The 14,776-nt window shown below is 53.2% G+C and carries 14 protein-coding genes; 11 read left to right on the top strand and 3 right to left on the bottom strand.

All coding sequences use genetic code 11. The features are described 5' to 3' along the window. Nucleotides 1-76: 76 nt before the first annotated feature. The 11 genes from MUN86_RS06650 (at nucleotide 77) to MUN86_RS06600 (ending at nucleotide 12,040) form a co-directional block, all read left to right on the top strand. A complete protein-coding gene (locus MUN86_RS06650) occupies nucleotides 77-745 on the top strand; it encodes a hypothetical protein (RefSeq protein WP_245123251.1) in 669 nt (222 codons plus the stop codon). Between the two features lie 27 nt (nucleotides 746-772). Next, nucleotides 773-1,498, top strand: a complete 726-nt coding sequence (locus MUN86_RS06645) for a hypothetical protein (protein WP_245123248.1) — start codon at nucleotides 773-775, stop codon at nucleotides 1,496-1,498. 68 nt (nucleotides 1,499-1,566) lie between these two features. Beyond that, on the top strand, nucleotides 1,567-2,784 hold the full coding sequence (locus MUN86_RS06640; RefSeq protein ID WP_245123246.1) for a PQQ-dependent sugar dehydrogenase: 1,218 nt from the start codon (nucleotides 1,567-1,569) through the stop codon (nucleotides 2,782-2,784). Between the two features lie 102 nt (nucleotides 2,785-2,886). Then, on the top strand, nucleotides 2,887-3,435 hold the full coding sequence (locus MUN86_RS06635; protein WP_245123244.1) for a hypothetical protein: 549 nt from the start codon (nucleotides 2,887-2,889) through the stop codon (nucleotides 3,433-3,435). Between the two features lie 138 nt (nucleotides 3,436-3,573). Next, nucleotides 3,574-4,533 (top strand): alpha/beta fold hydrolase, encoded by a 960-nt coding sequence (locus tag MUN86_RS06630; protein WP_245123241.1) that lies wholly within the window; start codon nucleotides 3,574-3,576, stop codon nucleotides 4,531-4,533. 125 nt (nucleotides 4,534-4,658) lie between these two features. Beyond that, on the top strand, nucleotides 4,659-5,219 hold the full coding sequence (locus tag MUN86_RS06625; protein WP_245123238.1) for a DUF7010 family protein: 561 nt from the start codon (nucleotides 4,659-4,661) through the stop codon (nucleotides 5,217-5,219). A gap of 30 nt (nucleotides 5,220-5,249) precedes the next feature. Next, nucleotides 5,250-6,338: a sensor histidine kinase gene (locus MUN86_RS06620; protein ID WP_245123235.1), complete on the top strand. Its 1,089-nt coding sequence runs from the start codon at nucleotides 5,250-5,252 to the stop codon at nucleotides 6,336-6,338. A gap of 23 nt (nucleotides 6,339-6,361) precedes the next feature. Then, nucleotides 6,362-7,105 (top strand): LytR/AlgR family response regulator transcription factor, encoded by a 744-nt coding sequence (locus tag MUN86_RS06615; protein ID WP_311181795.1) that lies wholly within the window; start codon nucleotides 6,362-6,364, stop codon nucleotides 7,103-7,105. Nucleotides 7,106-7,372: 267 nt separating this feature from the next. Beyond that, entirely contained in the window at nucleotides 7,373-7,684 is a 312-nt protein-coding gene (locus MUN86_RS06610) for a hypothetical protein (protein ID WP_245123232.1), read from the top strand. 856 nt (nucleotides 7,685-8,540) lie between these two features. Then, nucleotides 8,541-11,336: a S8 family peptidase gene (locus tag MUN86_RS06605; RefSeq protein WP_245123229.1), complete on the top strand. Its 2,796-nt coding sequence runs from the start codon at nucleotides 8,541-8,543 to the stop codon at nucleotides 11,334-11,336. A gap of 455 nt (nucleotides 11,337-11,791) precedes the next feature. Beyond that, on the top strand, nucleotides 11,792-12,040 hold the full coding sequence (locus MUN86_RS06600; RefSeq protein ID WP_245123227.1) for a hypothetical protein: 249 nt from the start codon (nucleotides 11,792-11,794) through the stop codon (nucleotides 12,038-12,040). A 147-nt stretch (nucleotides 12,041-12,187) separates the two neighbouring features. Here MUN86_RS06600 and MUN86_RS06595 read toward each other — a convergent pair whose 3' ends face one another. The 3 genes from MUN86_RS06595 to MUN86_RS06585 form a co-directional block, all read right to left on the bottom strand. Continuing rightward, nucleotides 12,188-12,886, bottom strand: a complete 699-nt coding sequence (locus tag MUN86_RS06595) for a carbonic anhydrase (RefSeq protein ID WP_245123224.1) — start codon at nucleotides 12,884-12,886, stop codon at nucleotides 12,188-12,190. 48 nt (nucleotides 12,887-12,934) lie between these two features. After that, nucleotides 12,935-13,621, bottom strand: coding sequence for a TIGR02117 family protein (locus MUN86_RS06590; RefSeq protein WP_245123222.1), 687 nt, complete (start codon nucleotides 13,619-13,621; stop codon nucleotides 12,935-12,937). A 136-nt stretch (nucleotides 13,622-13,757) separates the two neighbouring features. Further along, nucleotides 13,758-14,771, bottom strand: coding sequence for an AAA family ATPase (locus MUN86_RS06585; protein WP_245123219.1), 1,014 nt, complete (start codon nucleotides 14,769-14,771; stop codon nucleotides 13,758-13,760). Nucleotides 14,772-14,776: the final 5 nt, after the last annotated feature.

Raw genomic sequence — 14,776 nt, 5'->3', positions numbered from 1 at the left:
GGTGTTAGGGTTGGGAAGTGGTAGTAATCAGTATGTAATAATTTATAAACAAGAAGTCCACCGTTCAGCTATTGCCATGTCAACGCTTTATCTGCCCCGCCGCCACCGTCGCGCTCTGCTGTTGCCGCGGGGATTGGTAGCCCTTGGGTTTCTGCTGTTGATAGGCTGCTCCGCGTTAGTTGGCCAGCCCGAACTTCGCCGCTATTCCGTGATGCAGCTGACTATGCCCGTCGTGTGCAAGCGCCCCGACCGGAATGCTGGCAACTGCCTACCCTCCGCTCAGGAAATTAAGCGCATGGGCTTTTGGCAAACCGTCGATTTCACCGGCAGTTCCGTCACCGACAGCAGCACATTGCACTTAATTCGCTACCACCTACGGGCTATGCAGCAACTAAAAACGTCCACGGGTCTGGCGGTGCGCTTTCACGAAAAAGCTCGCTACGGCAGTTTAGTTGATGCGTTGGATGAGGCGAATCAAGCCAACATGCGTAAGTACTTTGTTGACATTCATTCCTCTGTCACCACGCTATACGTGCTTCCAATGCTGCGTTCAGCAAGCTTTGTAGCTGCTGAAGTCGACACGCTACCAGTTGAAACAAACCCAGTAGCTACCACAGGTATTAGACGCTGGCTCGACCGTATCAACAGCCACTTGGAGAACCAAGCTTGGGGCACCATCCTGCTGGCCGGATTGAGTGTTTGGCTACTCGTAGCACTCGGCCAGTGGTTGCTGCAGGAAGAATAGCGTATTTCTTATTCCAATATTCGACTAATGACTATTCCGCTTTATCTCCCCCGCCGCCACCGTCGGCCCTTACTGTTCCCGCCGGGCCTGTTGGCGCTGGCGTGGCTGCTATGGCTAGGCTGCGTAACGTTGCCGCGGATGCGGGGAATGGAGAAGCCACAGGTGGTTGTGCATTTAACTATGCCACCCGTTCATGCAGCTGATAGTAGCCCTTACCCAATTGTGAAGCTTGGTTGGGTGGCGCTATATTCGTCGCCTTTCGAAATAGAAAAATTTCGTCCATGGCAAACTCTTGCTTTTAGTGGCAATCTGTGGGCGGATTATTTCACTTACAAACAAACGGAAACAAATATTATCAAACTCCACAATGCTGCTAATCAAGCGAAAGGGTTGCGCATTAGATTTGCTTCACAAGCTCCATATCGAGCTTTAGTATGCACGCTGGACCTTCTAAATCAATATGAGATTACAAAGTATTGGGTAGATATATGGCACAGCCCAACTACGCTTTATGCTTTTACCAGTGTCCCCAACAAAATCAAATCCTCCCCACCAGAACTCATGCCATGTGGCGGCAATAGATATATAGAACCACCTACTATTATTTCGCATAATCTTCCTACTTGGATTACCTCATTGGTTGAACCCAATATTTTAAACGAGTCATTTTACTGGCGCAACTCCACAATTCTATTACTTCTACTAGCGTCTACTTCTGTTATTCGCCTGTACCGCCAGCACTGGACCGGCTAGAAGCTCGTTTGTAACTTAAGCCCGACAAAAGCAGTTGAACAGAAGTACTGTTTCGCTTCACCAAACTCATGAAAACGACTGCTTTACTTGCTGCGGCCTGCTTGGCTGGCAATACCACTATTGCCCAAAACGTACCGCCGGAAGGCACGCCGTTCAAGATGACGGGCAACATCTATTTGCCTAAGAAACTGCCCGTTACCGAGGAGCGCGTAAAGGCACTGACCGTCCCGGCTGGCTTCACCGTCACCAAATACGCCGAGGGCTTAGACATGCCCCGTATGCTGGCCCTTGCACCTAATGGCGACGTGTACGTTTCCAACCGCGTGAAAGGCACCGTGACCTTGCTGCGCGACGCCAACAAAGACGGCAAGGTAGAGACAACCAAGCAAGTAGCGCAACGTGAGCATTTGCACGGCTTGGCTCTCAAAGACAACAAGCTCTACATTGCGGCCGTGCGGGAACTGTATGTGGCCGACATGAAGGCCGATGGCACCCTAGGTGAGCTAAAGACGCTCTACAAAGACCTGCCCGACGCGGGCCAACACGCCAACCGTACCCTCAACTTCGGGCCCGATGGTAAGCTCTATCTCTCCGTAGGCAGCACCTGCAACGCCTGCGATGAAGACAACCCTGAAAACGCCACCCTGCTCCAAATAAATACCGATGGCTCGGGCCGCCGCGTGTACGCCACCGGCCTGCGCAATACCATCGGCTTCGACTGGCACCCGACCACCAAAGTCCTCTTCGGCATGGACCACGGCATCGACTGGCTCGGGGATGAAGATCAGCAGGAGGAATTCAACCAAATCAAGGAAGGCGCCAATTACGGCTGGCCCTCCATCATTGCCGACGGTAAGCCCTACCCTGCCAACAAGCCCAAGAGCGGCGAATCCTACGAGCAATTTGATGCCAAAGCGGTACGCCCATTGTTGCTTTACAAAGCCCATTCGGCCCCATTGGGTTTGGTTTTCAACCGCAGCCGGCAGTTGCCAGCGGAATACAAGAACGACGCTTTCGTGACCATGCACGGCTCCTGGAACCGTGCGCAGCCGTCGGGCTACAAAATCGTGCGGGTGCACTTCAACGAGCAAGGCCAACCCCAGCAGTTCGAGGACTTCGTAACGGGCTGGCTGGTGGAAGGTGGTAAGTCGGAGTTTGGCCGCCCCTGTGCCATTGTACAAGCCAACGACGGTTCGTTGCTGGTATCGGACGATGACAACGGCGTGATTTATCGGGTGGCTTACGCTGGTAATAAAGCCGCTCCGAAAGCCAAGAAGGGCAGTTAGAATCTACCAGAATTAAAACTAAAAGCTCCCCTCCTTTAAAACCGGAGGGGAGCTTTTAGTTTTTAGTTTTGTTTTCAAGTGTAGTTGCCTCTTGTTCCTTATATGCCCGCCCTTTCTCCCGATCTACGTAAAGCCTTATTCAACCTTTCCCAGCGCGAAAAGGACCAGCTTCTGGCCCGCTTGGTCGCGCAGGATTCTGTCCTGACCGAGCAGCTTACCTTTCGGTTGCTGGAAGGAGAAGATGCCCTCGAAATCCGGCGAGAACGGCTGCGCACGCAAGTAGACGATCCGGTGCGCGGCTACCATCAAACCCCCAACGACCTGCTTCACATTGTGCGGCAGTTGCAAGCCCGGCTTGCTTACCACGCCCGCATCACCGGCGACACGTTCGGCGAGATAGAGCTGACGTTGCGCTTGCTCACCAACATCTTCCGCCATCAGCCCGCCGCCGTTGCGCAGCTGCACGGTCCTACTCAGCCGTTGCTTCAGCACTTGGCCCGCCGCACCCACGACGTGCTCAAGCAAACCAGTAAGCTCCACGAAGACTATCACCTTGAGTTCAGCCCAGCGCTCAACGAACTCCTGACGCTGCTTTACCAATCGGCGGCCGCGCCTCTAGCCCGCGAGCTGGGTGTTCCGGTTGCGTTATAGTTGAGTTGGCACTGGTGTTTCGACTAGGGCATAGTGCAGTTCAGCCCGCTGATTTACCGTTCGCTGAAATTCAGTTTCAAGAGGCAGAGCAAGACGCTAGGTTTGGTTTATCAATTCACCAAATCCTCTGGCTTCCCGATGAACTTACTCGCCTGCTTCCGTCCTCTTTCCGTCTGCGCTGCCTTGCTGCTAGCCAGCACTTCCTTTGCCGCCACACCCGCTACGGTTGTGGGTGACACTTCGCCTTCCCCTGTTTACGCTGGTTCTGACGTGCCTGCAGCCCATCCGACCTTCACGGTGCGCGTGATGGGCAAAGGTCGGCCCATGCTTTTGATTCCGGGGCTGACTTGCCCTGGCGCGGTGTGGGACGAAACGGTGGCTCGTTACCAAAAACAGTATCAGTGCCACGTGGTATCAATAGCGGGTTTTGGTGGCACCGCGGCAGCAGCCAACACCAACCAACTGCTGCTTAATGTGCGCGACCAGCTCCTTGCGTACATCAAAACGCAGAAGCTCGACAAGCCGGTAGTGGTAGGTCACAGCCTGGGCGGGTTCATGGGGCTGTGGCTGAGCGTGGCAGAGCCTACTGCTGTGGGGCCGCTGGTAATTGTTGATTCGTTGCCATTCTTGGCCGCCGTACAGAACCCGGCTCTCACGGTTGAAGCCGCCAAACCAATGGCTGAGAACATGCGCCAACAAACCAGCAAAGGTAAAATGACGCTAGCCATGCAGCGCCAAATGGTGGCTGGCCTCGTGACGGACACCGCCCGCCAAACCCAAGTGGCTCGTTGGGGCCAGCTCTCCGACCCGGCCACCGTAGGCCAAGCTATGTACGATATGTACACCACCGATTTGCGCCAAGACGTTGCCCGCATTCAGCAACCGGTACTGGTACTCGGGGCTTGGGCGGCCTATCAGCAGTACGGCTCCACCAAGGAAAGCACTAGGGCTGTTTTCGAGCAGCAATATGCCAAGCTACCCCAGCACCGCATCGAAATGTCGGAAGCTGGCCGGCACTTCCTGATGTACGACGACACAAGCTGGTTTTTCGCGCAGACCGATGCGTTTTTAGGCCAGAACAAAGTGGCGAAAAAGTAAAATTCCCTCTTACTAGCCGTTGTGGCCTCAACTGAAACGCTGAGTTTACAACGGCTAGCACTTTCACATACCACTTCTTCACGCGCCTTTACCAATCGACTATGCTACTCGAAAAGGAATTCGCCATGTTACAGCTTGAGCTGTCGGTGAAAGCCAAGAATGGGCTTGACTTTATTGTGGCCGCCAGTCTGGTTTGGGCAGCTATTGCCTTCGTCTGGATGCTGCCCAACTCGCCGGGGCTGAATGGGTTTATCACGTTTTTTGTGGGCGCTGCTACGCTGCCGCTGGCGTGGCTTTTCTCTAAAGCACTCCGCACCACCTGGGCAATTGCGCACAATCCGCTCCAGCCTCTAGGCTTGTGGCTGAATTTTGCGCAGCTATTTTACTTCCCTATTCTGATGTTCATTTACAGTAAGTATCCTGCGCACTTCATCATGACTTACGGCATCATTACCGGGGCCCATTTCTTCCCTTACGCCTGGTTTTACAAGGCCAAACCTTTTGCCATCATGGCTGGCGTAATTGCGGTGGGGTGCCTGTTGATTGGGGTGCGCACCTCAGAGGCAACGTTGTACTTGATTCCGGTTTTTATGGTCTGTTCGTTGGCCGTATTGGCTGGTCTGCTTTACGTTTCTTACCGCCAAAACAAGAAAGCCTACTCTCTTCTGGCAGCGCAATCCCAGTAACTTGGGCATCCTTGCCCCCTACGTAATCCTATGTTTTCCTACGCCGCCGTTCCGCCACCTAGCCGCCTGTATTGGTGGTGCCAGTTGCTCGGGTGGAGCCTGTATTTCTTGATTAGTGCAGCCGCTTTCGCTTTTATGGGCGTGCGCTCCAGCGAGATGCTAACCATCAACTTAGTGATTGCCGCAACCATGCTGGCTATTACCCATTGGCTGCGCTATCATATTCGGGCCAACCGCTGGGAGCACCTGCCGCCTTTACCCTTGCTGGGGCGGTTACTGGTGATGCACGCTGTGTTGGCGGTAATTAGCCAGGTGATTATCTGGGCAATTATCATCTTATTAATTCAGCCCACTGGTAATGGCAAGCCGCAAGGCTGGCCCCAATTTGTGGGCTATGCCATCAACGTCAATATACTGTTGTGGCTGTGGGCCGGCTTCTACTTAGGGTGGCATTACCTGAGCAGCTACAAGCAAGCCGAGGTAGACAAATGGAAACTCAGTGCTGCCGTACAGGAAGCCGAAATGCGCACGCTGAAGGCTCAAATCAACCCGCACTTCATGTTCAACGGGCTCAACAACATCCGGGCCCTGGTGATGGAAGACCCGGCCCGCGCCCGCGACATGATTACGCACCTCTCCGATTTGCTGCGCTATTCCATCCAACTCAACAGCGCCGAGCGGGTGCCCCTGAGCCGCGAGTTAGAAATAGTGCGGCATTATCTGGAGCTGGAAGCTATGCAACTGGAAGAACGCCTTCACTACTCGCTCGACGTGGACCCAGCGGCATTGCCCGTTCTTATTCCGCCCATGACCTTGCAGTTGCTCGTCGAGAATGCCATCAAGCACGGCATTGCGCCCCGCCCCGAAGGCGGCAGCATTCAGCTCACCGCCCAACTCGACGCGGCGGCGCAACTGCACATTGTGGTGCGCAACACCGGCCGCTACCAGCCCAAGCCCGACCACGCAGGCTTGGGCCTACGCAATGCCCGCGAGCGGCTAACTCTCCTATTTGGTAGCGCCGCTACCCTACACATCGGCAACAACGAGGCCACCACCGATACGGTCGTGGCACAGTTGCGCGTGCCGGTGCAAGTCAACGCGGCGGCTCTCACCGCCTGAACCCGCTGTTTACTTATTTCTGTATGAATATTCTTCTCGTTGATGACTCGCGTTTGGCCCGTACCGAGTTGCGCCACCTGCTGCAAGCCTTTCCCGACGTGGCAGTTGTCGGCGAAGCGCGGCACGCGGCCGAGGCGCGCACCCGAATTCAAGAGTTGCAGCCCGACTTGCTGCTACTCGATATTCACATGCCCGGCGAAACCGGCTTCGAGTTGTTGGCCTCGCTAGAAGCCGCACCGCACGTTGTCTTCACGACCGCCTACGATGAATATGCTCTCCGGGCCTTCGAAGTCAATGCCCTAGACTATCTGCTCAAACCCATTGAGACGAGCCGACTAGCAGCGGCCCTGGGCAAGGCCCGCCTCAAACTAGGTCCACCGGTCCCGGCTACAGCTAGCCCGATGCCCGCCCCTGCCCTACTGGAACCTGCTCCGACGCCCCTAACCGAACACGACCAAGTGTTTGTGAAAGACGGCGAGAAGTGCTGGTTTGTGCGGCTGGCCGACATTCGTCTTTTCGAAATCAACGGCAGCTACACCCAAATTTACTTCGACCAGCACCGCCCACTTATTCCGCGCACCTTACAGCATCTGGAGCAGCGCCTCGACCCACGCGTCTTTTTCCGGGCAAACCGCCAGCAGATCATTAACCTTAAATGGGTGGATGGCATCGAACCCTGGTTCAGCAACTCGTTGAAAATTCATCTCCGCGGGGTCCTGAAGTGGAAGTCTCGCGTCAGCAGTCCATCCGATTCCGCGAACTGCTAAGCCTGTAGCTTGATTCTACCCACCGAGACGTAGTGGCGGCTACTATTCAGTTGGTCGCCTTAAGCGTTGCTGTTATGTAGCAGGTATTGGCATTGCTCTCCCATGAATCATGCGCGCGCTATCGGGATGACAACCAAGCTCATGCGTATTCGGTGGTACTTGATGCTAGAACGCTAGCAGGGCGGTAATAAGTAAGATAGCGTATCCTTTGCTCGTCAAAAGCTGTATCTTATTCTATCCGCATCTAAAACCTACCAGCTGTTCGCCATGTCTACTACTTCTCCGCAGCACGCACGCGTGCCTTTGCATCTCTCCGACAAGGACATCCGCCAAGCCCTCGACGACCTAGATACTAAAATCAAGACGCTACGCAACCGCGCCCACGCCACCACTGCTGGGGCGCCGCACACCTACCACGAGCACATTGCCGCCCTGGAAGTGAAACGCAATAAACTTGCCGAGCAGCTAGGACCAGAACCAACGCACGACACTAAACCTTCGGATCAAGACCATAGTGCGTGGTCTGAGATATGGCACGGCATCGAGAACCTGCGCAACGATCTACGCAACATCATCTAGCACCTTGGCGGCTTTTTGGATCATTGCCAAGTTTATATGTCTCCACATAGTCCTTATCAGCCACTTTTGAAGACGGGTTAAAGTAAGGTTCTTGTTATCCAAGCACCGAAAAGACGCTTCCTTGGAAGCGTCTTTTTTTGTGCCCTTGCTACAGCACAAACAAGGCTTTCATCTCATCAGCCCAATGCTTTTCGCACTGGCCCTTGCCTCTAACTGCGCTGCAACTAAGCAAAGGTTTCCAAATGATGGCGCCGTCGACTTATCCACCTGAATGCATTCGTGAATCCCGCTTACAGTTGCTTGGCCTTTTCCTTTTAAGCATACCAACTAAAAAACGAGCAGTATTCATATAAATCATTGATTCACTGCATTTTATACCAGGAATCAGCACAGTAACGCGCTGATTTTCAATGAAGTCCTGCTTTAGCAGGAATAGCGCCACTGGTAACCGATCAGCTTCCATTCATTACTAAAACAGCAGCATTATAAAAAAATACATTTTAACAATTTTAACTTATAATTTAAATCAAGATAAATATTGTACAAAATGGTAGCATAATCATAAGCTTACTCCTAGCAGCCGCTGCATATATTACAAATCATCGCACTTTATGAATTATTGGTATTATATAAAGTTATTGATATGAATCAGCCTATAAAGCCCATTTCAGCCGTTTTTCTTAACTAAGTTTACTAATCAAAACTTGTAAGCCTTATCGCATAGTTCAATCTATCAGCGCAGGCCGTCAAGTAGAAAGGGCTTTTAGCAGTTGGTTTATTTTGCACTATGGACAAATCTTTACCATCGTTCAAATTAGTATTATTCCTAATCTTGGCTTCACTTCCCTTTATGGGAATGTCTCAGCTTTCCCTTGTTCTATCATCAGCAGCGGGGCAAGGCGCAATTGATGCCCCCACCACATTGCCTGGCACGCTGGTATTCAAGATCAAGCCCGAGTTCCGTCCTCAAGAATCCTCTGGCGCAGTAGCTGGTCCGGTGCTCGATGCCTTATTGCACCGCCTTGGTGCCACGCAGGTACAGCAAAAGTTTCCTAACACCATACGCCCCAACTACGAACGGCCCGGTGCTGTTGATTTGAGCTTGGTGTACCAAGTGTGGTTCAACGAGGAGGTATCGATAAGCAAGGCGCAAAATGCGCTGCTAGGCACTGGCATACTCGAATACGCCGAACCACTGTATTACCGTGCGCCGCTTTACCTGCCCAACGATCCACTGGCCGATTCTACGGTTGCCCCTGGTCAGTATCACCTTAAAAAAATCCGCGCCTATCAAGCTTGGGATTTAACTCAAGGAGACACCACAGTCTTGATTGGCATTACGGATACCGGTTTTCGGCTTTCCCACCAGGACTTGGCTGGCCAGTGGCAGCGCAACTACCAAGACCCACCCGACGGCATCGACAACGACAACGATGGATACGTTGACAACTACCGCGGCTGGGATTTCGCTGATCGTGACAACAACCCCGCTCCAAACTCAGCATCGCAGCCGCTTCATGGCGTGCACACGGCAGGAGCTGCTTCGGGCCGCGCCGATAACGGAGCTGGTATTGCCGGCGTAGGGTTCAAGTGCCGCTTCTTGCCGCTGAAAATCTATCCAAGCACCGCGACCGGTACCTTCGCTGGATATGAGGCCATCGTATATGCTGCCGATCATGGCTGCAAAATCATCAACATGTCCTGGGGTGGCGCCGGAGGCCGGTCTCAGTTCGAGCAAGATGCCATAACGTACGCGGCCATCAACCGCGACGTGGTGCTAGTAGCATCGGCTGGCAACACCAATGCCGAACTAGACTTCTACCCTGCCAGCTACGACCACGTACTATCAGTTGGCTGGTGCGGAGCTACAGATATCCGCTCGAACAGCGCTACCTATAGCCGACGGATCGATTTGATAGCGCCTGGTGAAGCTATTTATACCACGTGGGGCGACACAGATGCTGATTATATCCGCGCTAGTGGTTCCTCGTTTTCGGCTCCTTTGGTAGCAGGTGCGGCCGCGCTGGTACGCGCCCGGTTTCCGCAGCTTTCGTCGGCGCAAGTAATTGCGCAGCTGCGAGCTACTACTGACAACGTGTATAATCTACCCGGCAACGCCGCTTATATCGGTAAGCTAGGCACCGGCCGCCTGAACGTATTCCGGGCTGTGCAAGCCAACAACCAGCACGCTGTCCGCCTCACGCAGTGCGTATTCAGCCCTGCCAAACCGATATATCAACTCAACGATACTGTTCGGCTGACCATTGAGATGCAGAACCTGCTGCAACCGATGCAAAACCTGACGCTGACTGTTACGTCGCTCTCGCCTTATGTGACCGTGCGGCAGGGCTCGTTTACTACAACAGGGTTAGGCACAATGTCTAGGGTTTCCAATGCGGCTGCGCCGTTCCAACTGCTAGTAGCGTCGGCAGCGCCCGTCAATACGTCCGTGACGTTGCGTTACCGTCTCTCCGACCCAGCTACGGGCTATCAAGATGACCAGTACGCCACCATCGTCATCAACCCGGAATACGTGGTACTTAATGCCGGTAACTTGGCGGTCACCCTTTCGCACCGCGGCAACTTGGGCACCGATGGGCTCGGGTCTGATAAAGGAGAAGGCGTGCGGTACAAAGGCGGCAACTCTATGTTGTACGAAGGCGGCTTATTGCTCGGCACTGGCACTACCCGCATTTCCAGCCGTCTGCGCAACGACCGCAACAGTACGGATGTCGACTTCTACACGCAGGCGCAAGCCACTTTGCGCCGCCAAACCTCTATCAATCTAACGGCTACGGGCATTCTGCGCGACTCTTTGCCGAGCGCAACCCGCAACCGCACCGTAGGGGTGCAGGTGCGCCAGCAAGGAACTTCTTGGTCTCAGGGCGTGGAACGTGACTACGTGACGATGGAATACTACATCAAGAACGTAACTGCCGATACTTTGAAACCTCTCTACGCTGGCATTTTCGCCGACTGGGATATGGGTGACTACAGCCATAACGCAGTGGTTTGGGATTCTGTACGCCACCTTAGCTACGCCTACAACGTGAATACGCCTAATGCGTACGTAGGAGTGCAGTGGCTGCGGGGCGGTACTGTATCGAGCTACGCTATTGATGTAAATGCGCCCGTGGGCAATGCTGTGCGCCTAGCGAATGGATTCAGTCGGGCCGAGAAAATGCTGACGTTGAACAGCGGCACCCGACAACGTACAGCCGGTGTAGCCAAAGGCACTGACATTGCGCAGGTAGTGTCCGCCGTGGTGCCTTCCTTAGCCCCCGCCGATTCGGTGGTCGTCACGTTTGCAATAATAGCGGCACCTACCCTGGCCCAGCTACAGATTGCCGCCGACGATGCCATAACCCGCTATACTCAAAGCCAGTTGCTGCCCGTCAAGCCGGCTGTTGCCCAAGTGGCATGGCAGTTGTACCCCAACCCTACTTCCGGCCAAGTGCGAGTGGAGGTATCAACTGGTTTCGGCGCCAAACGACTAGAGGTGCTAAGCGCCCTAGGTCAAGTAGTAAAGCAACAGGCATTTAATACCTCAACTGCAACGCTGGATTTGCAGGAACTACCAGCCGGGGTATACATGGTGCGCATGCAAGGCACTACCAGTAGCCTAACCCGTCGCATAGTACTGACGCACTAATACTCTCTGAAGCGAAGCGTCTTGCTTAGGAAAGAGAATGTTCTTTTCCTTGAGCAAGACGCTTCATTGTGTTCGGCCTTTTGGCGACTGAAACTGCATGCGCAATGCAGCATTTATTTCCAGTTAGATACCATGTAGTATGATTGCCTAGCTGCTAAAATACTATGGCTTTATATACGCTGCTAAATCTTTCAACATATGCTTCAGCCGCAAGTTGAACATAGGTACGTACAGGAATGCATAAAACCCTATTAATCGTCATAAAGAACAAATAAGTATCTACTAATTTTATTAGCATATCTCTACTGACTAGCTTTGCACCTACGAAAATACAACTGTATATTACACAACCTATATAGTTATTAAGATCGAATTAAAGGGCGTTAAAGGCGATTTTAATCATAAAAAATAGGAGCTAATCTTTTTAGAACCGACTAATATCCGTATCTTTGGATATGTCGAAAGTAAAGCTTCCCGTCCCGCCGCCTGTACAGCATTATGCTCGCTGTGTAGATGACAGCCGCCGCCCCTCCGACCACATTGGTGACTGGCCTAAAGCCGGCCATGTGTATCCTATCCAAGTGCGCCGCAACGCGCGTACTGGATTACCTCAAATCCATGTATTGGGTTTTTACGCTGAGCAGCCTTATGGAGCCTTCGCTCGCCACCGTTTTGAAACGGTAGCCGAGGTTTGGCTCAACTAGTTGCTCCACCTATTTTCTAGCCATCCTCTTTCCCGGCTGCTTCCGTCTTATTAGACAGAAGCAGCCGGGCTTCTTTTTGCCTATTCAGTAGAGGGGTGCCCTGTTCAGTTAAAAGACAGTTTACCTCCTTTGAATTGATCTAGCCGCTTATTCCGAAACTGCCTTGGTTCCTATTTCCTGGGCGGGCGTTTCCTTGGTTTCAAATAAAGCTTTGTCGCCGAGATTATATATCTGCTGAATGCCGTGCAGGATATCTTCAAAGTCCAGCTTCAAGTCTTTCAGAAGCCCGGTTTTTAAGTCGAACACCCAACCGTGCACTGTAGGATAACCGTGCTTCAGGTAACGCTGCTGCACGGCGGCCGTTTTGATTACGTTCACGCACTGTTCCTGCACGTTTAGTTCTACCAACCGGTCGTAGCGGGCGGTGGTATCCTCAATGGCGTCTAGCTCCTGGTGATGCAGCCGGTATACGTCACGGATATTGCGCAGCCACGGGTTCATGATGCCTAAGTCCTGAGCCTGCATAGCGGCCTTAACACCCCCGCAGCCGTAATGTCCACACACCACAATGTGTTTGACCCCTAGATGTTGCACAGCATACTCAATGACGGACATGGCATTGAGGTCGATGTTGTTGACCAAGTTGGCAATGTTACGGTGCACAAATACTTCACCGGGCGCCACGCCCATTAGCTCTTCGGCTGTCACGCGCGAATCGCTGCAGCCGATGTAGAGGTAGTCGGGGCGCTGATCACCGGCCAAGCGAGCTAGAAACTCGGGGCCAGTAGCGTTGTGCGTTTCAATCCACTTTCGGTTGTTCTCGAATATTTCGTCGTACGTCGTCATGGGAATCATCGGTTAAGTGAAATGAACTGATCAGCTGGCAAGATAAAGCTATCGATAATGCCAGAAGATACCGCCGTCGGCCGGAGTCCAAAGGCTGGCTTTCTGGCCACTTATTTTTAAAGCTTCATTAGCCCAAGTGTTGCAAGTATAGAAAAGGTTGTAGACCCGACGAGCTTCGTAAAAAGCATCGTAGCGCCCGTAGCTGTGCCCGCTGATGTGCTGGATTTGGCCTTGTGCATCGGGCCGGAAGCTTTTTTGAATGAAGTTAATGAGGCGGATATACTCAGTTGGCGTTAGATAAATTTTTATGCAGTGAGGGCCTACTACGGGCTGGTGGTGAAACGTGGTGTGCATGGCCGAAGTACCCAGCCAAAACATAGCTCGGAAAGCCGTGCTTACTTTGAGTTCAGCCCACGTGGGCGTGTCCAAATAAAATCCTTTGTCGCCCCAGCCAAAGCCAATGTATTGGCGAGTTGTGTCGGCGGCCGGTGTATCAGCGTAGTGAATCGTACGGCTCCAATCAATCTGACTGGTTTGAACCGGCACTACTATATCGGTGTGGACCCCGTTGGACAACACATACGCTTCAATGTCGCCGGGTTTGGGGGTGCTGCGCGTGCCTACTGGTATCACGGATAATACTATTGCCCCTACCCCATACAACGCCACTACCCCCAACAGCCCTATGCCCGTGTACTTTGCAACTTTTGCTATTTTCTTGATGAATCCGGCCATGTAGTGAGGCTTCGTATGGTTGTGTTGTGGAGATAGGCTTTATCCCAACAGTACGAAAAAGTCACCCGGCCGACTCAAACCCTGTTGTTTTGCGCACTACCACAGCTAATAGGCGAAGATGAACGGCTGCACTTCTCTAGTTATAGCTATTAGCAAGCAGTAGCGCTTCAACCTGCTGAATCGCCCGCTGCAAACGCTGAGCCCAGGTCCCACTGATTTCCACTGCCTTAATGCCGTAGTCCTGCAAGGTTTCGCGGTGCGAGACATCTAGCCGCAGCCGGTCGGCGTTCGGGAGCCGTCCGCCATCCTGCACGTAGGGTACATCGGCGGCCAAGTACAGATACAAGTCGGCGCGGTTGAGGGCGTATACTTCGGGTAGCACCGTCAATTCCTGCCCGAACATCAGCTTGGTGTACGATTGGGTGATGTGGATATCGGTGTCGAGTATAACGAGTGCGCTAGGGCCCGTCTGGGCCTGCGCAATGCGGCGTGCGTGTTCCTGCGCCACGCGGTGCAAATCTGCTAAGCTGAAACTAGTGGAATCGGTAATTAAGTCGCGGCCGGCTTCCTCTACCAACGACGCCTGAAAATGCGCAGCCAGTTGAGTAGCCAACGTGGTTTTGCCAGTGGACTCGGTACCTAGCAACACCACTTTACGCACGTAGTAGGGTTTAACGCTGTCGGGCAGAAAGCGCCAGTACGCCACCGGATTCTGACGGATAATCGACGCTGCTATCGGTACCGTTTCCCGCGCCACATCGAACGGCAGGTGCTGAATGTTCATGCGCGCCGCCACCAACTCCCCATACGGTTCCGACGTCACGAGGAGCGAGCATTCGGGCACCACTTGTCGAAATTTATCGGCCCACACATTCGACACCGCTAAGGAGGTTTCCGAGGTATTGGGCAGTTCTCTTTCTCGATATTCCAGCAGTTGAACCCGTACGGCAGCATCACCCGCGTAGGTATTTTGTAGCCACGCTTGCCGTACTGGTCCAGGCAGTTGCTCTTGGTCGCTGCTGCATACCAGCACAGTCAGGTGGTCGCAGTGTTGCCGCGCAAAGTTGATAAGCTCCGCGTGTCCCTTGTGAAAGGGCATAAACTTCCCGAATACAAAAGCCTTGGTGAAACCCATAAGGAATGTGGTCATTCCGA

This window comes from Hymenobacter volaticus, assembly GCF_022921055.1.
In the GTDB taxonomy this organism is placed as follows: domain Bacteria; phylum Bacteroidota; class Bacteroidia; order Cytophagales; family Hymenobacteraceae; genus Hymenobacter; species Hymenobacter volaticus.
The sequence above is the reverse complement of the archived record's forward strand: the minus strand, read 5'-3'. Positions and strand labels throughout refer to the sequence as shown.